The organism is Halomonas sp. CnH100-B (assembly GCF_024124605.1).
In the GTDB taxonomy this organism is placed as follows: domain Bacteria; phylum Pseudomonadota; class Gammaproteobacteria; order Pseudomonadales; family Halomonadaceae; genus Vreelandella.
Genome location: NZ_JAMXRX010000003.1, coordinates 1 through 21189, shown reverse-complemented (window position 1 = coordinate 21189; position 21189 = coordinate 1). Strand labels below are relative to the sequence as shown.

General features: G+C 58.2%; 22 protein-coding genes, 3 tRNA genes, 2 rRNA genes and 1 pseudogene. 10 read left to right on the top strand and 18 right to left on the bottom strand.

Annotated elements, in window-relative coordinates:
- The gene (locus NH398_RS06840; RefSeq protein WP_253017422.1) at positions 1–2025 is read left to right on the top strand and encodes a CocE/NonD family hydrolase; all 2025 of its coding nucleotides are present in this window, start codon (positions 1–3) and stop codon (positions 2023–2025) included.
- A gap of 153 nt (positions 2026–2178) precedes the next feature.
- Here the strand turns inward: NH398_RS06840 and NH398_RS06835 are convergent, their stop codons facing one another.
- The 4 genes from NH398_RS06835 to NH398_RS16805 form a co-directional block, all read right to left on the bottom strand.
- The gene (locus NH398_RS06835) at positions 2179–2682 is read right to left on the bottom strand and encodes a DUF892 family protein (protein WP_159343214.1); all 504 of its coding nucleotides are present in this window, start codon (positions 2680–2682) and stop codon (positions 2179–2181) included.
- 42 nt (positions 2683–2724) lie between these two features.
- Positions 2725–3561, bottom strand: a complete 837-nt coding sequence (locus tag NH398_RS06830) for a manganese catalase family protein (RefSeq protein WP_159343215.1) — start codon at positions 3559–3561, stop codon at positions 2725–2727.
- 52 nt (positions 3562–3613) lie between these two features.
- Positions 3614–3817, bottom strand: coding sequence for a hypothetical protein (locus NH398_RS06825; protein WP_159343216.1), 204 nt, complete (start codon positions 3815–3817; stop codon positions 3614–3616).
- 81 nt (positions 3818–3898) lie between these two features.
- A complete protein-coding gene (locus tag NH398_RS16805; protein WP_159343217.1) occupies positions 3899–4180 on the bottom strand; it encodes a general stress protein in 282 nt (93 codons plus the stop codon).
- A gap of 274 nt (positions 4181–4454) precedes the next feature.
- Here NH398_RS16805 and NH398_RS06810 point away from each other — a divergent pair, with 274 nt between their 5' ends.
- The 3 genes and pseudogenes from NH398_RS06810 to NH398_RS06800 form a co-directional block, all read left to right on the top strand.
- Positions 4455–4901: an META domain-containing protein gene (locus NH398_RS06810; RefSeq protein WP_253017420.1), complete on the top strand. Its 447-nt coding sequence runs from the start codon at positions 4455–4457 to the stop codon at positions 4899–4901.
- Between the two features lie 179 nt (positions 4902–5080).
- On the top strand, positions 5081–5404 hold the full coding sequence (locus NH398_RS06805) for a DUF4124 domain-containing protein (protein WP_253017418.1): 324 nt from the start codon (positions 5081–5083) through the stop codon (positions 5402–5404).
- Positions 5405–5518: 114 nt separating this feature from the next.
- Positions 5519–5740: pseudogene (locus NH398_RS06800) on the top strand (tyrosine-type recombinase/integrase); the annotation flags it as partial.
- A 113-nt stretch (positions 5741–5853) separates the two neighbouring features.
- Here NH398_RS06800 and NH398_RS06795 read toward each other — a convergent pair.
- From NH398_RS06795 to NH398_RS06765, 7 genes are all read right to left on the bottom strand, one after another.
- A tRNA-Thr gene (locus NH398_RS06795) sits at positions 5854–5929 on the bottom strand.
- A 72-nt stretch (positions 5930–6001) separates the two neighbouring features.
- Positions 6002–6076, bottom strand: a tRNA-Gln gene (locus NH398_RS06790).
- A gap of 6 nt (positions 6077–6082) precedes the next feature.
- Positions 6083–6158, bottom strand: a tRNA-Phe gene (locus tag NH398_RS06785).
- 152 nt (positions 6159–6310) lie between these two features.
- On the bottom strand, positions 6311–6586 hold the full coding sequence (locus NH398_RS06780; RefSeq protein WP_159343220.1) for an oxidative damage protection protein: 276 nt from the start codon (positions 6584–6586) through the stop codon (positions 6311–6313).
- Positions 6587–6635: 49 nt separating this feature from the next.
- On the bottom strand, positions 6636–7727 hold the full coding sequence (gene mutY, locus NH398_RS06775) for an A/G-specific adenine glycosylase (RefSeq protein WP_253017416.1): 1092 nt from the start codon (positions 7725–7727) through the stop codon (positions 6636–6638).
- Between the two features lie 103 nt (positions 7728–7830).
- Positions 7831–10164, bottom strand: coding sequence for an AsmA family protein (locus tag NH398_RS06770; RefSeq protein ID WP_253017414.1), 2334 nt, complete (start codon positions 10162–10164; stop codon positions 7831–7833).
- A complete protein-coding gene (locus tag NH398_RS06765; RefSeq protein ID WP_159343223.1) occupies positions 10165–10644 on the bottom strand; it encodes an acetyl-CoA sensor PanZ family protein in 480 nt (159 codons plus the stop codon).
- Positions 10645–10817: 173 nt separating this feature from the next.
- Between NH398_RS06765 and hisB the strand changes: the two genes are divergently transcribed.
- The 4 genes from hisB to hisF all read left to right on the top strand — a co-directional run bounded on the left by hisB (position 10818) and on the right by hisF (position 13660).
- Positions 10818–11411, top strand: a complete 594-nt coding sequence (gene hisB / locus NH398_RS06760; protein WP_159343224.1) for an imidazoleglycerol-phosphate dehydratase HisB — start codon at positions 10818–10820, stop codon at positions 11409–11411.
- A gap of 79 nt (positions 11412–11490) precedes the next feature.
- A complete protein-coding gene (hisH, locus tag NH398_RS06755) occupies positions 11491–12132 on the top strand; it encodes an imidazole glycerol phosphate synthase subunit HisH (protein WP_253017412.1) in 642 nt (213 codons plus the stop codon).
- An 11-nt stretch (positions 12133–12143) separates the two neighbouring features.
- Positions 12144–12890 (top strand): 1-(5-phosphoribosyl)-5-[(5-phosphoribosylamino)methylideneamino]imidazole-4-carboxamide isomerase, encoded by a 747-nt coding sequence (gene hisA / locus NH398_RS06750; protein WP_159343226.1) that lies wholly within the window; start codon positions 12144–12146, stop codon positions 12888–12890.
- Positions 12887–13660 (top strand): imidazole glycerol phosphate synthase subunit HisF, encoded by a 774-nt coding sequence (hisF, locus tag NH398_RS06745; RefSeq protein WP_253017411.1) that lies wholly within the window; start codon positions 12887–12889, stop codon positions 13658–13660. Before hisA ends, hisF begins: the two co-directional genes overlap by 4 nt.
- Before the next feature lie 26 nt (positions 13661–13686).
- Here the strand turns inward: hisF and NH398_RS06740 are convergent, their stop codons facing one another.
- Positions 13687–14295 (bottom strand): YjaG family protein, encoded by a 609-nt coding sequence (locus NH398_RS06740; protein WP_253017410.1) that lies wholly within the window; start codon positions 14293–14295, stop codon positions 13687–13689.
- A gap of 155 nt (positions 14296–14450) precedes the next feature.
- Between NH398_RS06740 and NH398_RS06735 the strand changes: the two genes are divergently transcribed.
- Entirely contained in the window at positions 14451–15143 is a 693-nt protein-coding gene (locus NH398_RS06735) for a type 1 glutamine amidotransferase (RefSeq protein WP_159343229.1), read from the top strand.
- Positions 15144–15162: 19 nt separating this feature from the next.
- Here NH398_RS06735 and mnmH read toward each other — a convergent pair whose 3' ends face one another.
- The 4 genes from mnmH to NH398_RS06715 form a co-directional block, all read right to left on the bottom strand.
- The gene (gene mnmH, locus NH398_RS06730; protein WP_253017409.1) at positions 15163–16251 is read right to left on the bottom strand and encodes a tRNA 2-selenouridine(34) synthase MnmH; all 1089 of its coding nucleotides are present in this window, start codon (positions 16249–16251) and stop codon (positions 15163–15165) included.
- Positions 16248–17285 (bottom strand): selenide, water dikinase SelD, encoded by a 1038-nt coding sequence (gene selD / locus NH398_RS06725; protein ID WP_253017408.1) that lies wholly within the window; start codon positions 17283–17285, stop codon positions 16248–16250. The genes mnmH and selD overlap by 4 nt, the downstream gene beginning before the upstream one ends.
- A gap of 34 nt (positions 17286–17319) precedes the next feature.
- Entirely contained in the window at positions 17320–18693 is a 1374-nt protein-coding gene (gene radA / locus NH398_RS06720) for a DNA repair protein RadA (protein ID WP_253017407.1), read from the bottom strand.
- Positions 18694–18794: 101 nt separating this feature from the next.
- Complete coding sequence (locus NH398_RS06715; RefSeq protein ID WP_044630451.1) at positions 18795–19244, bottom strand: copper resistance protein NlpE N-terminal domain-containing protein; 450 nt, start codon at positions 19242–19244, stop codon at positions 18795–18797.
- 183 nt (positions 19245–19427) lie between these two features.
- Here NH398_RS06715 and hisC point away from each other — a divergent pair, with 183 nt between their 5' ends.
- Complete coding sequence (hisC, locus tag NH398_RS06710) at positions 19428–20489, top strand: histidinol-phosphate transaminase (RefSeq protein WP_253017406.1); 1062 nt, start codon at positions 19428–19430, stop codon at positions 20487–20489.
- Between the two features lie 212 nt (positions 20490–20701).
- Here hisC and rrf read toward each other — a convergent pair.
- Positions 20702–20817 (bottom strand): 5S ribosomal RNA (rrf, locus tag NH398_RS06705).
- A gap of 142 nt (positions 20818–20959) precedes the next feature.
- Positions 20960–21189 (bottom strand): 23S ribosomal RNA (locus tag NH398_RS06700); the annotation flags it as partial.

Sequence of the window (21189 nt, the reverse complement as noted above, 5' to 3'; positions counted from 1 at the left end):
ATGGAGATCGTTGACGATTTCCCCTACCCCATCCGTGAGATCGAAAACCTGTTCATCCCCATGCGCGATGGACAACAGCTAGCGGCCAGGGTGTGGCTCCCCGTCACCCCTGACGCCACGCCGTTCCCCGCCATCATGGAGTACATTCCTTATCGTAAGCGCGACGTAACACGGGGCCGCGATGCCAGCAACCACCCCTACCTAGCAGGCCACGGCTATGTGTGTGTGCGGGTGGATATGCGCGGCAGCGGCGATTCCGACGGTGTGCTCACCGACGAGTATACCCAACAAGAGCAGCAGGATGCCGTGGATGCCATCGCTTGGCTGGCCGAGCAGCCCTGGTGCGATGGCCACGTCGGTATGATGGGGATTTCCTGGGGCGGCTTTAATAGCCTGCAAGTGGCGGCCAAACAGCCTCCTGCCCTCAAGGCGATCATCAGCCTGTGCTCGAGCGACGACCTCTATGCCGACAACATGCACTACATGGGCGGCTGCCTTTTGGGAGACAACCTGTCCGAGGCGACCGTGATGTTCGCGTTCAATGCGCTTCCTCCCGATCCAGAGATCGTAGGGGAGCGCTGGCGGGAGATGTGGTTCGACCGTATGGAGCACAGTGGACTATGGATCGACCAGTGGCTGCGTCACCAGCGCCGCGATGCGTACTGGTCCACCAGCTCGGTGGGCGAACACTACGGGGCGATTCAGTGCCCCGTGTATGCCATCGGCGGTTGGGCCGATGGGTTCACCAATACCGTGTTGCGCTTGATGGAGCATCTGGCGGTACCGCGCAAAGGGCTGATTGGCCCTTGGGGGCATAAATATCCCCACCAAGGGATTCCCGGCCCGGCCATCGGTTTTTTACAGGAGGCGCTGCGCTGGTGGGATTACTGGCTGAAAGGTAAGGAGAACGGCATCATGGAGGAGACGATGCTGCGCGTCTGGCAGCAGGATAGCGTCCCACCGGATAACAGCTACGCCGACCGGCCAGGGCGCTGGCTGAGTGAAGATCAGTGGCCTTCGCCACGGATTCAAACGCAGCGCTACTACCTTCAGCCCAACCGCTTGACCCTCGAGCCGCGCTCCCGTCATACCGCGCCGCCCACCCTCGGCCTGCAATCACCCATCAGCGTGGGCATGTCGGCGGGCAAATGGTGCTCTTATGCTGCGACGCCCGATCTTCCCGGCGACCAGCGTGAAGAGGATGGCGGCTCGCTGGTATTCAGCAGCGCCCCCCTAGAGGAAGCGCTGGACATCTTCGGCGTGGCGACACTGTCGCTAACGGTTTCCTGCGATCAACCTCAGGCGATGCTAGCGGTGCGCCTTTCTGACGTAGCGCCGGATGGAAAAGCCACCCGTGTCACCTACGGGCTACTCAACCTCACCCATCGAGAGAGCGATGAGTACCCCAGCGACCTAGTGCCAGGCCAACGGTACACAGTGCAGATCTCCATGAACGGCATTGCCCAACGCTTTCCCAAGGAGCATCAGCTTCGCCTGTCGATCTCGACCTCCTACTGGCCATTGGCGTGGCTGTCGCCCGCGCCCGCCCAGGTCGATCTCACCCTGGACAACTGCACGCTCCACCTACCCGTGCGCACCGCCACCGATGATGACAACACCGTTACCTTTGAACCACCCCAAGCGGCCAAACCGCTGTCCATCACCACGCTTGCGCCCAGCCAGCATAACTGGTTGTTGCACCGCGACTTGGCCACCAAACGCTCTACGCTAGAAGTCATCAACGACCAAGGATGCTTTCGCATCGACGATACGGGCACCGAGATTCACCGCAGCGCACGGGAGTACTACAGCACCGTGACCGATGACTTCACCTCCGCCCGTGGCGAGACGCTCACCGAGAGCCACTTCAAGCGCGGCCGTTGGGACACGGAAGTGTATACCCGCACGGTGCTGACCTGCACCGCGCGTCACTTTCTGGTCCACGCCCAGCTAGACGCCTACGAAAACGCCTACCGGGTCTTTTCCAAGAACTGGTCGTCGAAGATTCCTCGCGATCATCTGTAATCATCCCCGCCAGCCCGAGGGCTACACGCACCATCACCGCCCCACGTTGCGATACGTCAGGGGCGGTGTTTAATGGGCGCAAAAAACCCCGGTCAGGGCTACCGGGGAAAAGGGCGTGGCTAGGTGACGCGCTCCGTATAGCGACGCTCGTGGTTACTTCTTGGCCTGCACGTCGTTGTCGTCCGCGCGTGCCAGGAAGGTGCGGGTAGTATCGTCCAGATGCTGATCCAACCAGTCCGCCATGGCCTGCTCCTCTTGCAGAATCTCACGGCACACACGCACCACCTCTGGCTGATTGGCCTGCTCGGCCGCCGCAATCAGCGCCTTGTAGTTGGCAATCTCAAAGCATTCGAAGGCATAGCTCGCAATACCGCCCTTGACCACCTCATCGCCTGCCATCATGCCACCCAGCGACTGGCCAAAGGCCGTCAGCTTACCGCCCATGTCTTTGACGGCAGAGGTGTCAATCCCCAGCTCATTCATCAACCGCTCCAGCTTTTCAGCCTGATGCTCGGTCTCATGAAGATGCTGATCAATGCGGGCGCGCAGCGTCGGGTAGTGCTCGATTCGTTTCGCCTGCGCTTTCAACATCTCTTCCGCCTGCTTTTCCATCGCATGAGCATCGCGTAACCAATCTTCCAAATACTTGGCTTCCATCGTGCGCTCTCCTTGTTCATTCACGGCGTGGGTAAATCGCTCTTACTTGTTGGGGTCGATCTGCTCTTTCTGCGCCCCCGACTTCTCTTTGGCACTGCCCAGGCTCGGCTCTTGGCCTTCGGGCGCAGGCTGATTGCGCACGCTGTACTGGCTGCGACCATCCAGCGATATGCCTTCCGACCAGCGGCCTTTCGGCGCCTCTTTATCCAACAGCGTGTTGAGGTAGTAGTAAGAGTGCTGCATCGCCTCGTTATCTTCCGGCGTAGCGTTGGGAATCGGCAGCTGCTTCTCGAAGCCGCCCAGCTCTTCGATCACCGCCAACCACTGCTGCTGATGGTACGTATCGCGAGCAATCAAGAAGGAGAGAAAATCCTTCATACCGTGATCATCAGTCCAGTTGTATAGGCGCGATGCCAGCACGCGGCCACCGGCTTCGGCCGTGGCGTTGGCCAGCATGTCGGCGGCAATATTGCCCGTGGCGTAAACGTGGCTCATATCAAACGGCACGCCGTTTGAGTTGACAGGCATGGCCGATAAGCCCGATGAGAGCAGGTGGCGCGGGTTGGCACCGCCCAAGATGGCATTCATGACCGGGTCTTTGGCCGTGGCCTCTTGGTAGGAGACCGGTGCGCCTTCCAGGTTAAGGGCAACCGCATGGCCCAGCATTTCAATATGGGACAGTTCTTCGGTGGCGGTGGACATCAGCATATCGCGAATACGATCATCGCCGCGGGCGCCCATCGCCTGGAAGAAGTACTGCATGGCCACACGGATTTCACCTTCGATGCCGCCAATGGCCTGCTGCAGCAACATGGCAAATTCAGGGTTGGGTGTATCGACCTTCACGGGATACTGTAGCTTTCCAGAGTGGTGGAACATAGCGCGACTCTCCTTCATTAATTGCCAGGGAGCGCACTCCCTGGCAACGCATTTAAAGCGTTTGCTTTAACAGCTTCCGTGCTTCATCGGCAATGTCCTCGTAATGCTGAGCGACGCGATCAAAGAACGCTTGCGCATCTTGATCCGACTTCTCTTTCGCATCTTGAGAAAACTGCTGGCTTAGCTGAACACCTTGAGAGGCATGATATAGCGTGCTCACCATATCAAAGTTCTTATCGTTCACCGGACGATTCATCCTTGTCTCCTTGTGCCTTCCGTCTAAACGACGCAAGGCACACTTGAACGTGTAAAGACAAAACAGTGTCGGGTGCGCGCGTTAGCGGTTGTTACCGCCGCCACTGTGACTGTTTTCGCCGCCTTTCTTACCGGCTTCCGAGGCACGCTTGGGGTCGTTGGCAAAGTTACCACCGCTGTTTTCACCGCCTTTCTGGCCAATATCCTCGTAAAACTCTTTGCCATGGCTTTCAGCAGTGGCTTCCCCGCCTTTTTGACCGATATCTTGATAAAACTCTTTATCGTGGGTTTTGGCGGTCGTTTCACCACCCTTTTGTCCTGCCTCTTCGCGACTCATTCCATTATCGTTGCGGTTATTAGCCATGATAAATCTCCTTTTCATGAATTCGGCAAAACCAACTCATTTACTCGTACTCGGTGTGTCACTCGAGTAACTTGAGATTAGCCAACCTCACTCTCTTATCAAGCCAACAGAAACACAAAGAAGCATCTTTAATCTTTATAACGGCGTAATCAGATATGTATCAAATAACTTTTCATTGGTGATTGGATAACGAAAGATAAAATAATTGACTAACTCCATCTATTGCCAACACACTTCTTTAAAACATCACCACCCAGAGTAAAAGGCTACCGCCATGCGTATCTCTCTCGCGATTACCGTTACCCTCTGCCTATGGCTAGGCGGCTGCCAACGCCACGTAGCCCAGTACGCACATACCGCCCCAGATGAATCGCTCATCAATACCTACTGGAAGCTACTGACCATAAACGACGAGCCCGAGGTGGCCGCAGACAACGTTCGCGAAGCGCATATAGTGCTGCACGTGGAACGCACCCGCTTGGCAGGTTCCACCGGCTGCAACACGCTCAGCGGACGCTACCAACACACCGGCCAGCAGCTCACCTTCCATCCCATCGCCACCACGAAAATGGCTTGCCCTACTGCACAAATGCGCAGCGAGCAGGCCATGTTAATTGCCCTTAAGAAAACCAGGCGTTGGAACATTAACGGCAGCCTCCTTGAGTTAACTAACGCCCGTGGAGAACCGCTGGCGGTGCTGAAGGCTGTGCATCTTTATTAGTAGGCATTAAGTAAGGCAAGAAAGCGTCTTGAACACCGCTACTTTGAATATCGCTTAGCAACTTGATAGAGGTTGATAAGCGCAATCACTTCCAGGCGTTTATTGTCATAACGGGATACCCACACCTAACGATTCTTGATAACATTCCGTTACCGATATTTTCTTAGGGTTCATGGACGATGAAAACACCCGCGCTGATTGCTCTGTTGGTACTGATGCCATTGGCGGCCCACGCTGAAATTTATAAATGCGTCGACAACGGCCACACCACCTTTCAGGACTCCCCCTGTGCGGGCGGCAATTCTGAAACGGTGAATACCAACAATCTCACGATTATTTCCGTGCCTGCGGTGTCGTCTCGCCCTGCGGCTTCCCTATCCGCAAATGCTCCCGCCTTCCAACGCATTGCCGTGCCGTACAGAAATCAACATCAAACGGCTCTGGAACTTCGTAATAGTCGAGTTAAGACGCGTGCTCGCTACCCGTTGAGACGTGGCTGGTGAAGTGGGAGTATTCATCACTCTTTATTACAAGCCGCGCTTGTCATAGCTTTCTATAGCTCCCTATATTTTATTTTGTGCAGACCCCACACGCCTTGCTCGCTGTCCGAGGGGGATAGAGGCATAAAGAAACTCAAGATAGAACTACCGGAAGGACAGTTAACCCACGTATTACGTCACACGTTCGCGAGTCACTTTATGATGAACGGGGGAAACATCCTGGTGCTACAACAGATACTCGGTCATCAGTCGATCACCATGACCATGCGGTATGCGCACTTTGCACCGGATCACCTGGAGGAAGCCATAAAGCTAAATCCGCTATCCACCACGGCATAGTGTAGGCACTGCCTACGTCCACACTGTGGACACTTTGTGGACACATACGAAAAAGCCGCCTCGAAAGGCGGCTTGATCATTGTCTCAAATGCTTTGCTTATCAACCACTTAAGTGGTGCCGACACCAGGAGTCGAACCCGGGACCTACTGATTACAAGTCAGTTGCTCTACCAACTGAGCTATGTCGGCGCTTCGCATTTTCTTGAGAACTTGATTGGGTTGCCGTTAGACTAGCCAATCAACAAGAAATCTTGTTGGCAATGGCTGGGGTACCAGGATTCGAACCTGGGAATGCCGATACCAAAAACCGGTGCCTTACCACTTGGCGATACCCCAACGTTGTGGTGGCCAGAGACGGAATCGAACCGCCGACACGGGGATTTTCAATCCCCTGCTCTACCAACTGAGCTATCTGGCCCTTGCCAACGGTGCATATTAAACCAAAAGCTCCTCTTTTCGTCAACACCTTTGTGAAACTTTCTTTCTAGTCACGTGCTTAGGGCACATCCGGTGTTGAACCAAAAGCGGCAAAGGCCACGCCATTCGTGGCTTTGCGCTGCGTTTCTAGGTTTATGCCTGGCTGGGCGGCACGTACCCTTCGGCTTGGTCGGTGGTTTCGTTATCGAGGAAGCGCTGCATCTGATCCATCAGATACGCGCGTGCTTCTGGCTCTAGCATGTTGAGGTGCTTCTCGTTGATTAGGCGAGTTTGTAGTGCCTGCCACTCTTCCCAGGCTTGTTTCGATACCGTGGCCTGAATCTCTTGGCCCTGCTTACCCGGCAGTGGCGGGAACGGCAGCGCGGGTAGCTCTTGTTGGTACTTGCGGCAGAAAACCGTGTTGCTCATGGTGTGCTCCTATGGCGTGTGTCTGTGAAGGCCAGCGTGTGCTTAACGGCTAAGGCCCAGGGGTCGGGTCTAGGGTAAATGGTGCTAGCTGGCTTAACAGCGATTTGACCGGTGCCGCTAAGCCTAGCGCAGGCGGATGATTAACGTCATACCATACGCCGCTTTCGCGAACGCCACTGATTCGTTCGCAGGTAACAGGTTGCGGCGTAATCATCAGCTTAAAGTGGCTGAAGGTGTGGGTGAAGCTGGGCAGCGCAGCGTGGCGCTCGGGGGCTTCGGTGTTGTCTTCTAGCCAGTCGTTGAGTTCACTGTGGCGCTCAAACTGCGGCAGGCTCCATAAACCGCCCCACAGTCCGCTAGGTGGGCGCTGCTCGAGCCACACGCGACCTTGGGGGTCGCGCAGCAACAGCATGATGGTGTCGCGGGTGGGGTTGGCTTTTTTGGGTTTGGATTCCGGGTAGCGCTGCGGCTCGCCTTGGGCGTAGGCGCGGCATACGTCATTGAACGGGCATATCGGGCAGTCGGGTTTGCTGCGCTTACACAGTGTCGCGCCGAAATCCATCACCGCTTGGGTGTAATCCGCCAGCCGCGTGGTGGGCGTAAAGTAGTCGGCCAGCGCCCACAGCGAGCGTTCTACTGCAGGCTTGCCCGGCCAGCCTGCCACCGCGTGCAGGCGGGTGAGCGAGCGTTTGACGTTGCCATCCAAAATGGAAGCCTGTTGGCCGGTGCTTTGGGCGATGATGGCACCAGCGGTGGAGCGGCCAATACCGGGTAGCGCCATCAGCGTTTCGACGCTATCGGTGGGTAGCGCGCCGCCATACGCGTCCATGGCGAGCTGAGCCGCTTTGTGCAGGTTGCGAGCACGAGCGTAGTAGCCAAGGCCCGTCCAGTGGTGCAGCACGTCATCCTGGGGCGCGGTGGCCAGGGCTTCCAGCGTGGGGAAGCGGGCCATAAAGCGCTCGAAGTAGGGAATCACTGTAGCCACTTGGGTTTGCTGCAGCATGATTTCAGACACCCACACGCGATAGGCGCTGCGGGGCGACTGCCAGGGCAGGTCGTGGCGGCCATGCTTGTCGAACCAGGTAAGCAGCCGCTGTTGAAACTCTTGCGCCGGTAGGCACGGCGTGGGCATATCGGCCATCGTAATTCCTTAAAACACTCGCTATGAACGACAGCGCCGGCGGTGAGGCCGGCGCGTGCGGTGCGTGTTGCGTTAACGCGGTTAGGCGTTAAGCAGTCTTTGATTAGTTAAACAGGCGACGAATACCGTCACGCAGCTCTTGGCCTGCGCCTTCGCCTAAGCGCTCATCAATACGGTCGATGGATTCATCAATCCGCTCTTCTAGCTCTTCTTCTACACGGCTCCCGGCTTCGTTACGCAGCAGATCGACCACCGATGTTTCAAAGGCGGTGCGGTCGAAACGGCACCACTGGGTTTTGTCATCGCCTACATGGCCTTCACAGCGTACCGGCAGTGGTAGCTGCTGAAGCCGTGGGTTGATCTGGCAAGCGGCATCGGCGGTATCCACCAAGCGGGCGTTGGCTTGGGTGGTGAAGTTAAGGCTGTTGAGGTTGAAATCGCCCTCCCCCTGAACGTCGATCCCCGGCAGGGTAATCAGCAGGTCGTCACTCTCGACGACGCCGTTGCGTACTTGAAACGTCGCGTCGAAACGCTCGAAGCGAGTATCGGGATGCCATTCGCGATCTACCTGCTGACCTTCTAGCTGCGCCACCAGTTCACACATCTCACGGGAGACGTTGGTGCGCAAAATCGCCCCGTCGTTTAGGCGGGCGTTCAGCTCGCCGTTGAGATTGCTGACCAGCACGTCGCGGCGGTTGCCTTGGGTCGTCAGTGCACCCTCCAAGTTGAAGCGACCGCGCAGTGGGGCTTCCTCTTCACTGAAAGTTTCGATCAGCGGTGCCACCTGTACGTTGCTTACGTTAGGCGCAAGCTGCCACTCGAGCACGCTCCCTGTGGCGTCCAGTTGGCCGGTGGCACTCAGTTCTCCTTCATAGAAACGGGACTCGAATGCCGTGAGGCGGTGACGTCCATTCTCGCCGCGCAACGCAAGCTGGGTATCGTCAAAGGTCAACCCGGCGAGCAGCAGTTGGTCGACGCTCAAATCGCCCTGCAGCGTCAGCGTGCTCAACCAAGCTTGCGGCAGCAGCGCTTCGTCACTTTGGGCAAAGGCTTTACGCAGGAGGCCACGGCTAGCCTGCTGGGCGGTGGCCGGGCCAGGCAGGTAGTGATCCAGGTTCAGCGTATCGCCTTCTAGGTTGAAGGTGAGCTGCGTCCCATCCAGTGCAGCGCTAATATCCCCGGTAAAGGTACTGTCATCGACCACCAGCGAGAGGCGCGGCAGCGCAATGCGCGCCAGGCTGCCCTCGACGGGGCTGGTGAGTGCCACGTCACTGAGTGCCGCTTCGCTAGCCGTGTTGAGTGTGACGCCTGTGCGTGCCATCCAGGGCCGAAGCGTAAACGGGGCAGCGGTGAGTTGCCCACTGTACTGGGGAGCATCGAGCAGTTGTTCGACGTTCAGATGGCCGCTCACACGCAGGCCATCCGGCCCGGTGAGCTGCACATCTTTCAACTGGGCGGTTTGAGCGGCAAAGTCGGTCTCCAGCCCGAACGCCAGCGCCAGCGCGAGGCTACCCTGCCAATTTTCAGGGTGGCGCAGCCCGGCTTCCAGTACACCTTCCGTCACGCTGAGCTGTTGATCCGCCAAACGGGCGACGACTTCAGCCGCTTTCAAGCTGAGTTGCTGCGGCTCGCTGGCATCGCCTTGGCGAGTGTGCGTGGTGAGCTGGGTGTTCTCAAAAATGATTTGCTCATCTTCCAGGCCCAGACGCAGGCGTGTCTCCAGATTGACCTCGCTGGACAGATCCGGCGCGCGCTCCAACATTTCGGCATCCAAGCGGTCGTGTTTGGTCACCGTAAACATCGCTTTGAGCGGAAAAGAGCGTACCGGGTTGACGTTGGTGCCGGAAATATTCAGCGGCTGTACCCGCCAGAGCGCTTGATTCTGCTCGTCACGATAGCGAATGTCGGCGTCTTTGACTTCGACACTGGCAATGCTAAGCACCACGGACAAGCTGCCCGCATCGGCATTCGGGCCTGCACTGGCCGGAGCCAAGACAGTCTCGGCAGATTCGTTGTTGTGCTCGGAAAGACGCTCCAACAGCGGCTGCCAATTGCCAGCCCCGTCGGCATTTCTTTCAAGGTTCAGGCGCATGCCATCCAGTGTCAGACCATCCACGGCAATTTCGCCACGTAGCAGCGGTGCGAACGCGACGCTCACTTCCGCACGATTGATGGCGGCAAACGCGGTATCGTCTTGGGACTGCTCGGGCAGCCAGGCACGGGCCTGTTCGACGCTCACGCCGATGCGCGGGTAGAACGACCACGTGATAGGGCCTTCCAGGGCAAGATTCAGGCCGGTTTGCTCTTCGACCACGGCGGTCAGGCGTGGCTTGAAATCTTCGGGGTCCAAAAAGGTGGTGACGTACACCACGGCGGCCACGCCCACAATGGCGAGAATGCCCACTGCCGCCAGCAAAATGCGTAATAGCTGTTTCATTTACCCTTTCCCTTGTGGGTCTAGCTCAACAAACTCACTGGTCGCCGGTAAATCCGGCTCAGAGGACTCATCGGCCATGGGCCGATACCCGAGTTTCGATAGCAACACACGATCCGCTAGTGGCAGTGTCGTCGTGGCAATGCGCAGCACGCGGCCTTCTTGCTTGGCCTGTTCACCCAATAACGCCATTAGACGTGACCCCACACCGCGACGGCGAGTGGTTTTACGCACGCATAGCTCGGAGAGCCACCACGCCCGGTCGTCGGCTGCTTGCACGGCCACTGCGCCTAACAGGCGGTCATTGAAATGCGCGCAGGCAAAAAAGTGCGGCCCGCTCAAATGCTGTTCGATAAAAGGTAAAACCGTGGGGGTGGGCATGCGCTCTTGTGGCGCATCTTCATAGATGCGCACCAGGTCGATGCGCACCTGCTCGTCTGCTTCCCAACGGGCCTGGTCGACATATTGCAGTGTCACCGGCATGGTGAAATCCTCGTTGCCAACGCAGCTAGGCTGCTATGTTTGCGCCGCAAACGGCGGCGACATTCCCCGCATTGTAGCGGATGGGGGCGCCGATTCTCTATAATGGTTGTTTTGGCCGCAGTTGCCGCCCGCCGATTATTCCTCAGAGTGCGCCACGGCGCAGGAGATGCAACATGTCAGCGCGTATTGCCACGGTAAGCCGTGACACCAACGAAACGCAGATTACGGTCAGCGTCAACCTTGACGGCGAAGGCCGCTTGAACTGCGACACTGGCGTTCCGTTTCTCGACCACATGCTGGATCAGGTGGCTCGGCATGGAATGGTAGACCTCGATATTCATGCTAAAGGCGACCTGCATATCGATGATCACCACACCGTCGAAGACTTGGGCATCACCCTGGGCCAGGCATTCAACGAGGCCATTGGCGATAAGCGCGGCATCTACCGCTACGGCCATGCCTACGTACCGCTGGATGAAGCACTGTCTCGCGTGGTGATCGATTTTTCGGGTCGACCCGGCCTGTATATGAACGTCGAGTTCACCCGCGATACCATCGGCCGTATGGACACGCAGCTATTCTGGGAGTTCTTCCAAGGCTTCGTGAATCACGCTCGCGTGACGCTGCATATCGACAACGTGAAAGGCTTTAATGCTCACCATCAGGCCGAAACCATTTTCAAAGCCTTTGGCCGCGCACTGCGCATGGCCGTGGCGGAAGACCCGCGCATGGCTGGGCAAATGCCCTCTACCAAAGGCAGCTTATAATGCCGATCGTTGCGATTAGCGGCGCAGTGGCACGCCTCTCGCCTACGAATCTATCGCCTACGACCTTAAGGAGCGCTTCATGACCATTGCGGTAATCGATTATGGAATGGGCAACCTACACTCTGTGGCTAAGGCGCTTGAGCACGTCACCCATGAGAATGTGATTATCACTCGCGACCCACGGCGTATTCTGGGCGCTACCCGCCTAGTACTGCCCGGCCAGGGCGCGATTCGTGACTGCGTAGGCGAACTTGAGCGTACCGAACTGCGCGGGCTCGTAGACGATATTTTGACCCGCCAAGCCAAACCGCTGCTGGGCATTTGTGTGGGCCAGCAGATGCTAATGGAGCGCAGCGAAGAAAACGGCGGCGTGGACTGCTTGGGCTTTTTCCAAGGTAGCGTTGACCGCTTTCCGGCCAATATGCGCGATGCCCAAGAGCAGCGCCTGAAAGTACCGCACATGGGCTGGAATCTGGTGAATCAACACCACGACCACCCGCTCTGGGCAGGCATCGATAATAATGAGCACTTCTATTTCGTGCACAGCTATTACGTGAATGCCGCCGACGACGCCCATGTGTTTGGCACCACCCAGTACGGCAGTGTGAGTGCTCACGTAGCGATTGGCCGCGACGCCACCTTTGCCGTGCAGTTCCACCCGGAAAAAAGCTCCCGTGCGGGCCTGCGCCTGCTGGAAAATTTTGTCACCTGGACGCCCTGAGAGGTTTCACTATGTTGGTAATTCCCGCGATTGATCTCAAAGACGGCCAGTGTGTGCGCTTGAAGCAGGGCCGCATGGACGATGCGACCTCCTACGGCGACGACCCGGTTGCCATGGCCGCGCGCTGGGTAGAAGCCGGCGCGCGCCGTTTGCACCTAGTGGATTTGAACGGTGCCTTTGAAGGCAAGCCGGTGAACGGTGAGGCGGTCACCGCCATTGCCCGCGCTTACCCTAACCTGCCGATCCAAATTGGCGGCGGCATCCGCTCGGCAGAGACCATTGAACACTATTTGAGCGCTGGTGTTTCCTACGTGATCATCGGCACCAAAGCGGTCAAAGAGCCTGAGTTTGTGAGTGAGATGTGCCGCGCCTTCCCCGGCCATATTATTGTTGGCCTGGATGCCAAAGATGGTTACGTCGCCACCGACGGCTGGGCAGAAGTCTCTACCGTCAAAGCTACCGAGCTTGCCAAGCGCTTCGCTAACGATGGTGTTTCCAGCATTGTGTACACCGATATTGCCCGCGATGGCATGATGCAGGGGGTCAACGTGGACGCCACCGCCGAACTGGCTCGTGAAGGCGGCCTGCCGGTGATCGCTTCTGGTGGCGTCACTAATTTGGACGACATTCGTGCACTGTGCGACGTCGCCGACAGCGGTATTCTGGGTGCCATTACCGGCCGTGCCATTTATGAAGGCAGCCTGGACGTGGCTGAAGCCCAGCGTTTGAGCGACCAACTCAGCGGAGGTCACGCATGAGCCTAGCCAAGCGGATTATCCCCTGCCTGGACGTAGACGCCGGGCGTGTGGTGAAAGGTGTCAACTTCGTGGGTATACGTGACGCGGGCGACCCGGTAGAGATCGCTCAGCGCTACAACCAGCAGGGTGCCGACGAGATCACCTTTCTCGACATCACCGCCAGCCACGAAGACCGCGCCACCACGGTGGATATGGTCGAGCGCATTGCGGGTGAGGTGTTCATTCCTTTGACCGTGGGCGGCGGCATCCGTACCTGCGACGATATCCGCACCATGCTGAATGCCGGGGCGGACAAGGTCTCGATCAACACCGCGGCAGTGACGAACCCTGAGTTCGTGCGTGAAGCCGCCGAGCGTTTTGGCAGCCAGTGCATTGTGGTGGCGATTGACGCCAAAAAAGTGTCTAAGGAAGGCGAGCCCGACCGCTGGGAGATTTTCACCCACGGCGGCCGCCGCCCTACCGGTCTGGATGCGGTGGAGTGGGCCAAGAAAATGGTCGAGTTTGGCGCAGGCGAGCTGCTACTCACCAGCATGGATCGCGATGGCACCAAGATTGGTTTTGACTTGGGCGTTACCCACGCTATTTCTGAAGCGGTCAGCGTACCGGTGATCGCTTCCGGCGGCGTCGGCAATTTAGATCACTTGGTCGATGGCGTGCTCAAAGGCGGTGCCGATGCGGTATTGGCCGCGAGTATCTTCCACTTTGGCGAGTACACCATTCCAGAAGCAAAACGCTACATGGCCGAGCGCGGCATCGACATGCGTTTATAAGCCGCGCGGCACTTAGGCTGGGGCGGTTACTCTGCCCCGGCTTCCTCATCCAGTGTTAGCCCCAAATTGCTGATGCCGTTATTGCGCCCAAGCGTGCGAATCTCTTTGAGCGTCGTTTTATTGATCGGACCGCTGACCGCTTCCAGCACCGCGTCTTGGAAGTCGTTTTCGTCTTCCATCAGCGGATGGTCGCGAATGATCAATGCCAATGCTTGAGCATCCACTTCCCCTTCGGTGAGTTCGATGAACGCCCGCACGCCAGCCCTCGAGGTGCGGCTGACATCCAGCACCGCTTCGGGGGATTCGCCTTGCAGCGTATCGAGTAGCGCAGAGATGGACACCACCGCATCCAGCGCCCGACGTGCGCCGAAACTCTCATCGCCCTCTGGCGGTTCGCATTCGGCCAGCTTTTCCGCTTGGCGGGCAAAATCGATGCTGGCGTTGGGTACGCTAAGGCGCTCCCATACCAGGTTCAGCACGGTGCGCAGGGTATGCCCATCGCCATGGCCACTGGTTTGCTCGTACAGGGCGTAATTCGGCAGTAGACGCTCACACAGCGCTGCCATGAATGCTTGTTGGGCGGGCAGCGGCAGCAGTTGCAGCCGCTGATAGAATCCTTGGGGTTTAGCCACCATGCTGATGTCCTGAGTCACTCTGTTGGTGAAAATAAGTGGATGAAACTGAGTTGGCGAAACTGAGTTGGTGAATCGAACACGATGCGTTATCGTCGCACCCACGTGGCGGGCGACCCCCGCAACGCTTGATGTGCTCGGCCGGCGAGGAGATTACCATGCATATTCATCTGCTACAGCACGGCCCTGACCATGGCCCCGCCCGTCTGACCGACTGGCTTGAGAGTATGGGCCATAGTTACACCGTTTTTCATCTTTACGCGGGGGAACTCACGCCCCGCCCAGGGGAGAGCGATGCGCTCATCGTGCTAGATGGCGCGGATGCCCTATTTAGTGCCCCTCCCGCTTGGTATAAAGCGGAGCGCAAACTGATCAATCGCTACTTGGACGGTCAAAAACCTATTCTGGGCATTGGCCTAGGGGCGCTATGGATCGCGGAAGCGCTTGAGGCGGTCGTCGCCCCTGGCACCTACCCCGAAACCGGCTGGCATACCGTCACTCTAGCCCCGGAAAGCACCTTCGACCTGCCCGAGCAGTTTGAGGCCTTTATGTGGCACCGCCTGGTATTTAGCCTACCCGATGGCGCGCTACCATTAGGCGGCAGTGCCGCGTCCCCGCTGCAAGGGTTTAGCTGGGACGCAGGCCGCGTGGTGGGCCTGCTATGCCACATCGAGACGACTCAAGCGAGTCTCGCGCCGCTGCTCAACGCCTCCGGTCGGCCCACGGCCAAAAGCCCCGCCACGGGGCGCTTTGTGCAAACCGATGAGCAGATTCTAGAAGATCCCACGCGTTTTCAGCGCTTGGCACCGCTGTTGGATCGCGTCATGACCCAGTGGCTCAAACGCGCTTAATTCCCACCTTCGGCGGCCGCTAAGCACTCCACTGTTTAGCGGCAGCAAGACAGCTTTCCCAATCGCCCACGTGTAGTTCCGCTGGTCGACTGCCCTGCTGCTTCTCTAGATGGTAGCGGTAAAGCGGGTCGTAATACTCGGTCAGCAGCGGGGCGAGCCACGCCTCATGGGCTTGGATATCCCCGGCGGCATGGGCACGGAAAGCCATGGCCTGCATACGCTGCAAACGCTGTAGCCGGGCATTGCCCAGGCGCTTGGCCAGCCGCTCTAGCGCGCTTGCCAACTGACGCTGCATACGCTGCCATCCCTCTTCTGGGCCAAAACGCGCGGTATAACCTTGCTCCAGCGCTTCGATATAGTCGCGACGCAGTTGCTCTAGCCGCCAATCGAGCGGCATTTCGATGCGAATACGCGGGGCCCGCTGCAGGGCGTGCCAAAAATCGAGCGGGAGATTGGCATTGCCAATCTGTCGGGACTCATCTTCCAACACAAGCTTACCCGGCTGCCCAATCAAGCGCTGGGCCAGCGCGTGCTCGAAGTCGATTTGCGTCGTGGGCTCGTCAGGCTGCCGCCCAAACGCGGAGCCTTTATGATTCGCGCAGGCTTCCAAATCAATGCCGTTGGGCAGTTGGTTAATCAGCGTCGTCTTAGCGCAGCCGGTAAGCCCAGCGATCACGAGCATGGGTTGGTGGGCGGCATCATCGATGCGTTGGCAGAGCCGTTGGCGCAACGCCTTCCACCCCCCTTCGATACGCGGGCGGTGCAGCCCAGCGTCGGCCAGCCACCGCTGAGCGATTTGCGAGCGCAGACCGCCACGAAAACAGTAAATAATCGCATTTGGGTGCTGAGCCAAGTAGCTCTGCCAAGCCGAGACACGGGCTTGCTTCACGTCCCCGCTGACCAGCCGTTCCCCTAACGCGATGGCCGCCTGCTGGCCCTGCTGCTTGTAGGCAATGCCGACCTGATGACGCTCTTCATCCACCATCAACGGCAAATTGACCGCCCCTGGTAAACTGCCTTGGGCAAACTCGACCGGGGCGCGGACATCGATCAGCGGCGTGTTGGCCGCAATGATCCCAAGAGAAGCCGGCGTGGTCGGCAAGGTCATCCAACCACCTCGATTTTAGCGTCACCCTGGGCCGCTTTCAGGGTGCCGAACGGCTCCAGCGTCAGCCCATGTTCACGGCCAATGCGTTCCACGTCATCTTCCCAGGCAGGGTCGACGCTGATCAACAGGCCGCCCGACGTTTGCGGGTCGCACAGCCACTGCCAGTGGGCTTCATCCATGACGGGCAGCGCGTTACCCAGGGCGTCGCGATTGCGTACGGTGCCGCCGGGCACGGACCCTTGGCGACGATAACCCTCAGCTTCGGCGAGCCTTGGCAAACGGCGGAAGTCAATCTCGGCCATCACGCCGCTGGCGCTGCACATTTCGGTGAGATGGCCGGCCAAACCAAAGCCGGTAACATCCGTCATGGCGTTGACGCCCTTCACTTTCGCGAGTGCAACCCCGATGGCGTTGGGTTTGAGCATGGTTTCCCGGGCGAGACCATGGTGCCCGGCGTCCAGCAAGCCGCGCTTTTCGGCCGTAGTGAGCATCCCTACACCAAGCGGCTTGGTGAGAAACAGCAGATCGCCGGGCTTGGCTTGGCTGTTGAGCTTCAAATGCTCGAGATCCACCAACCCGTTCACGGCTAAGCCAAACATCGGCTCTGGGGCATCGATGGAGTGACCGCCGGCCAAGGCAATACCCAGCTTGCGGCAGACGGCTTGGGCACCCGCTACCACATCACCGGCGATTTCTGGGCCAAGTTTATCCAGCGGCCAGCCCAAAATGCCGAGCGCCATGACCGGTGTGCCTCCCATGGCGTACACATCGCTAATGGCATTGGTCGCGGCGATGCGGCCAAAATCAAAGGGGTCGTCGACGATGGGCATGAAGAAGTCGGTGGTCGCAATCATGCCGCGACCATCGCCCAAGTCATAGACGGCGGCATCTTCACGGCCTTGATTGCCCACGATCAGCCGCTGGTGCCCGGCTGCCGGTCCGGCTTTGGCGAGAATGCCATCGAGAATATCCGGGGCGATCTTGCAGCCGCAGCCCGCTCCGTGACTATATTGGGTCAATCGAATCGAACTCATCATCCCTCTCCTTTTTAGATAAGCATAGCCGAAGTTACAGCGCTTCTAGCGCATCGCTCAATTTGTCCACGGGGATCACTTCCATGCCTTTGGGTGCCTGCTTAGGAGCGTTAGCACGCGGTACGATGGCACGAAGAAAACCGTGTTTGGCCGCTTCTGCAATACGCTCCTGCCCACTGGGTACCGGGCGAATCTCGCCAGACAAACCCACTTCCCCAAACACCACGAGCTCTTTGGGTAAAGCGCGGTTTTGCAGACTCGACACGACCGCCAAGAGCACGGCGAGATCGGCACTGGTCTCCAACACTTTGACACCGCCCACGACGTTGAGGAACACATCCTGGTCACCGGTAAACAGCCCACCGTGACGGTTCAAGACGGCAAGCAGCATCGCTAAGCGGTTCTGATCGACCCCAACGGCCACGCGGCGCGGGTTGCCCAGCGCTGATTCATCCACCAGCGCCTGCACCTCCACCAGAATCGGCCGAGTGCCTTCCCACACCACCATGACGAGGCTGCCTGGCGCCTGCTCCTCTTGGCGCGAAAGGAAGATCGCGCTGGGGTTTTTGACCTCTTTGAGCCCCTGCTCGAGCATGGCAAACACACCCAGCTCATTGACCGCGCCAAAACGGTTCTTCTGGCCACGTAGCGTACGAAAGCGAGAATCGGCACCGCCTTCCAGCAGCAGCGAAGCGTCGATCATATGTTCGAGCACCTTAGGGCCCGCCAGCGTGCCATCTTTGGTAACGTGCCCCACCAGCAACAGAACGGTATTGGTCTGCTTGGCAAAGCGCGTCAGTGCCGCAGCAGACTCGCGCACCTGGGCAACGCCGCCAGGAGCCGAGCTAATATCTTCCAAATGCATGGTTTGAATGGAGTCGATGACCAATATCTCCGGCTTTTCCCGCTCGGCCACCGCGAGGATCGTCTCGACGCTGGTTTCTGCCAGCATCTTCAATCCGTGGGTGGGAAGCTGCAGGCGGTGGGCGCGCATGGCGACCTGCGACAGCGACTCCTCTCCCGTGACGTAGAGAATACGCCGCTGCTGGGCAAGCTTGCAGGCAGTTTGCAGCAGCAGGGTCGATTTACCAGCCCCGGGATTACCGCCCAGAAGTACCGCAGACCCAGGCACCAAACCACCGCCTAGTACTCGGTCGAACTCAGCAAAGGTGGAGGTCAGCCTGGGAACTTCGCTTAAATCGACATTGCTAAGATCCACCACGTCTCGGGAAAGGTCGCCTGCGTAACCGGCTCTTACTGCCGTCGAGGTGCCGCTACCCGGCCGGGCGCTTGTCAGCTTGACCTCCGTCAGCGTATTCCACTCTTGGCAGCTCGTACACTGGCCCTGCCATTTACGGTACTCTGCACCGCATTCGGTGCAGACAAAGGCACTTTTCGCTTTTGCCACTGCCTGTTTGCTCCTTCTCTTGCGTCACGTACTAAAGGCTAGAAGAGTGCTCAGAAATGCAAAAGGCGGCCAGTGGCCGCCTTCGAGCGTCGCGTAAGGTCTTACTGACGCTGTAGCTGCAGCATCTCGCCATTTTCGAAACGGCGGCGCTCAGGGTCGATCAGCTCCAAGGTACGCTCATCGATACGCTGGAAGTAGTAGATTTGGCCGTCGCCGTTCGGCGTCAGCTCGTAGACCGTCGCATCGGGGTCAGAGGGCGTACCGGTCAACACTTCCCAGTTACCGGCATAGTTCTCGTCCGGCGGTGTCTGGGGGTGATTACGGTAGGTGGCATCCAGGGTGAACGTACGCTCTTCTGGAGCACTCATCTCTTCGCCTACCAACGTGACATCCAGGTCAATGCCATCACAGTTACGGCAAGGCAGTGTGCCTTGATAGTTAGCCTGTGATGCGGTCATACCTGCATCTTCGCGCTGATCCGTTGGTCCAGCTGCACAGCCCGCCAACAGTGCCAACATAGCCGAACCGGCTAGCAAACTCCTGAATTGCATTGGGTGTCTCCTTATCGTGTTGGACATACATTTCTTTCGCGCGCTTATGACAGCATAACCGCTACAAGGTGCGACGCCCACCCCTACGCAAACAGTTATCGTCTAGCTCATGGGAATGCTTGCGCTCTTGCGGCCATCAGGCGACCATGGTGCGATTACCGTTAGGATAATCAGGTTACGCTCATGAGCCAATATTGGAGCCCTGCCGTTAGGGAACTGACGCCTTACGTGCCGGGTGAACAGCCCCGCGAACGCGTTATCAAACTCAACACCAACGAAAACCCTTACCCGCCCGCTCCCGGGGTAAGTGATGCGCTGCGCCATTATGCCACCGATCATCTGCGCCTTTACCCTGATCCCACCTCGCTGGCGTTGCGAGAAACGTTGGCAGAGACGTATGGCGCCAGCGTAGCGGAAACCTTCGTCGGGAATGGCTCCGACGAGGTGTTGGCCTTCGCTTTTCAGGCTTTTTTCTGCCAAGGCGCTCCACTGGATGTGCCGTCGATCACTTACAGCTTCTACCCGGTCTATGCCAATCTGTACGGTGTGGCGTTGCGTAAGCACGCCCTCAACGACCAGTGGGAAGTCGACTTAGAAGCTTTGGCGAGCGCCTCCGAGCGTGCCGGAGTGATTTTCGCTAACCCTAATGCACCGACCGGGCACGCCCATCCCCTCGCCAATATCGAAGCGCTGCTGAAGCGCGTGACGGATCGCGTGGTGCTGGTCGACGAAGCTTACGTCGATTTTGGCGCAGAGAGCGCGGTGGCACTGGTCGAGCGTTATCCCAACCTGCTGGTCACCGGTACGTTTTCAAAGTCACGCAGCTTGGCCGGGCTTCGCTTGGGCTACGCAATTGGCTCTCCAGAGCTCATCGAGGGTTTACAGCGAGTGAAGGACTCGTTCAACTCCTACCCGGTCGACAGTCTGGCCAGCATCGTAGGTATCGAAGCACTAAAGGATACCCAACACTTCGACGCCTGCCGAAACAACGTAATCACCACCCGGGAGCGCACACGTCAGCGCTTGGAAGCCCTTGGGTTCGAAGTACTCCCCTCTAAGGCTAACTTCCTGCTGGCCCAACACCCCGATGTTGCCGGAGCGCAGCTGTTTGCAGGGCTTCGTGAGCGAGGTATTTTGGTACGCCACTTCAATACCGAGCTACTCAACAACTTCCTGCGCATCTCCATCGGCACCGATGACGAGATGGATAGCTTTATCGAAGCGCTTGAAGCTCTTTGCGGTTAATAGCTCACCATACTACTGGTGCACTGAGTGCTTGAACGCAAAAACCCAGCCATGTGGCTGGGTTTTTATTGAGCGGTGCACATTTTCTGTTTGACGCGGCATTCACACAACCAAGAAGCCCCGAGCACAGGGTGCCCGGGGCTGGTCATGGCGCGCGTTCGAGCGCGCAACAAAAAACCCAGCCGTTTGGCTGGGTTCTTTGTGGTATAAGTGCCTGACGATGACCTACTCTCGCATGGGGAGACCCCACACTACCATCGGCGCTAAGCGGTTTCACTTCTGAGTTCGGCAAGGGATCAGGTGGTTCACGCGTGCTATGGTCGTCAGGCGTAACAGGTAATGCATATCATGCTGAGTATTGTGTGATCGTCTCTTGTCCGTCAGCGCCTTGGCTGGCGGATGCGTATCCGGTGTTCTGAGTGCGTTCACACTCGTTCGTTATCACTGCGACCAGACCCCTTGGGTGTTATAGGGTCAAGCCTCACGGGCCATTAGTACACGTTAGCTCAACGCCTTGCAGCGCTTCCACACCGTGCCTATCAACCAGCTGGTCTCGCTGGGCCCTTTAGGAGGCTCTAGGCCTCAGGGATGTCTCATCTTGAAGGGGGCTTCCCGCTTAGATGCTTTCAGCGGTTATCCCGTCCGACCATAGCTACCCGGCAATGCCACTGGCGTGACAACCGGAACACCAGAGGGTCGT

Excerpts from the sequence above, each read along its gene's own strand:
- NH398_RS06835 (WP_159343214.1), bottom strand. The coding sequence starts at position 2,682 with ATGGAAGCCAAGTATTTGGAAGATTGGTTACGCGATGCTCATGCGATG.
- hisB (WP_159343224.1), top strand. The coding sequence starts at position 10,818 with ATGTCAGCGCGTATTGCCACGGTAAGCCGTGACACCAACGAAACGCAG.
- NH398_RS06740 (WP_253017410.1), bottom strand. The coding sequence starts at position 14,295 with ATGGTGGCTAAACCCCAAGGATTCTATCAGCGGCTGCAACTGCTGCCG.
- hisH (WP_253017412.1), top strand. The coding sequence starts at position 11,491 with ATGACCATTGCGGTAATCGATTATGGAATGGGCAACCTACACTCTGTG.
- mnmH (WP_253017409.1), bottom strand. The coding sequence starts at position 16,251 with ATGACCTTGCCGACCACGCCGGCTTCTCTTGGGATCATTGCGGCCAAC.
- NH398_RS06765 (WP_159343223.1), bottom strand. The coding sequence starts at position 10,644 with ATGCCGGTGACACTGCAATATGTCGACCAGGCCCGTTGGGAAGCAGAC.
- hisA (WP_159343226.1), top strand. The coding sequence starts at position 12,144 with ATGTTGGTAATTCCCGCGATTGATCTCAAAGACGGCCAGTGTGTGCGC.
- NH398_RS06825 (WP_159343216.1), bottom strand. The coding sequence starts at position 3,817 with ATGAATCGTCCGGTGAACGATAAGAACTTTGATATGGTGAGCACGCTA.
- NH398_RS06810 (WP_253017420.1), top strand. The coding sequence starts at position 4,455 with ATGCGTATCTCTCTCGCGATTACCGTTACCCTCTGCCTATGGCTAGGC.
- NH398_RS06715 (WP_044630451.1), bottom strand. The coding sequence starts at position 19,244 with ATGCAATTCAGGAGTTTGCTAGCCGGTTCGGCTATGTTGGCACTGTTG.
- hisF (WP_253017411.1), top strand. The coding sequence starts at position 12,887 with ATGAGCCTAGCCAAGCGGATTATCCCCTGCCTGGACGTAGACGCCGGG.
- NH398_RS06735 (WP_159343229.1), top strand. The coding sequence starts at position 14,451 with ATGCATATTCATCTGCTACAGCACGGCCCTGACCATGGCCCCGCCCGT.
- selD (WP_253017408.1), bottom strand. The coding sequence starts at position 17,285 with ATGAGTTCGATTCGATTGACCCAATATAGTCACGGAGCGGGCTGCGGC.
- NH398_RS06780 (WP_159343220.1), bottom strand. The coding sequence starts at position 6,586 with ATGAGCAACACGGTTTTCTGCCGCAAGTACCAACAAGAGCTACCCGCG.
- NH398_RS06840 (WP_253017422.1), top strand. The coding sequence starts at position 1 with ATGGAGATCGTTGACGATTTCCCCTACCCCATCCGTGAGATCGAAAAC.
- mutY (WP_253017416.1), bottom strand. The coding sequence starts at position 7,727 with ATGGCCGATATGCCCACGCCGTGCCTACCGGCGCAAGAGTTTCAACAG.
- NH398_RS06805 (WP_253017418.1), top strand. The coding sequence starts at position 5,081 with ATGAAAACACCCGCGCTGATTGCTCTGTTGGTACTGATGCCATTGGCG.
- NH398_RS06770 (WP_253017414.1), bottom strand. The coding sequence starts at position 10,164 with ATGAAACAGCTATTACGCATTTTGCTGGCGGCAGTGGGCATTCTCGCC.
- NH398_RS16805 (WP_159343217.1), bottom strand. The coding sequence starts at position 4,180 with ATGGCTAATAACCGCAACGATAATGGAATGAGTCGCGAAGAGGCAGGA.
- hisC (WP_253017406.1), top strand. The coding sequence starts at position 19,428 with ATGAGCCAATATTGGAGCCCTGCCGTTAGGGAACTGACGCCTTACGTG.
- NH398_RS06830 (WP_159343215.1), bottom strand. The coding sequence starts at position 3,561 with ATGTTCCACCACTCTGGAAAGCTACAGTATCCCGTGAAGGTCGATACA.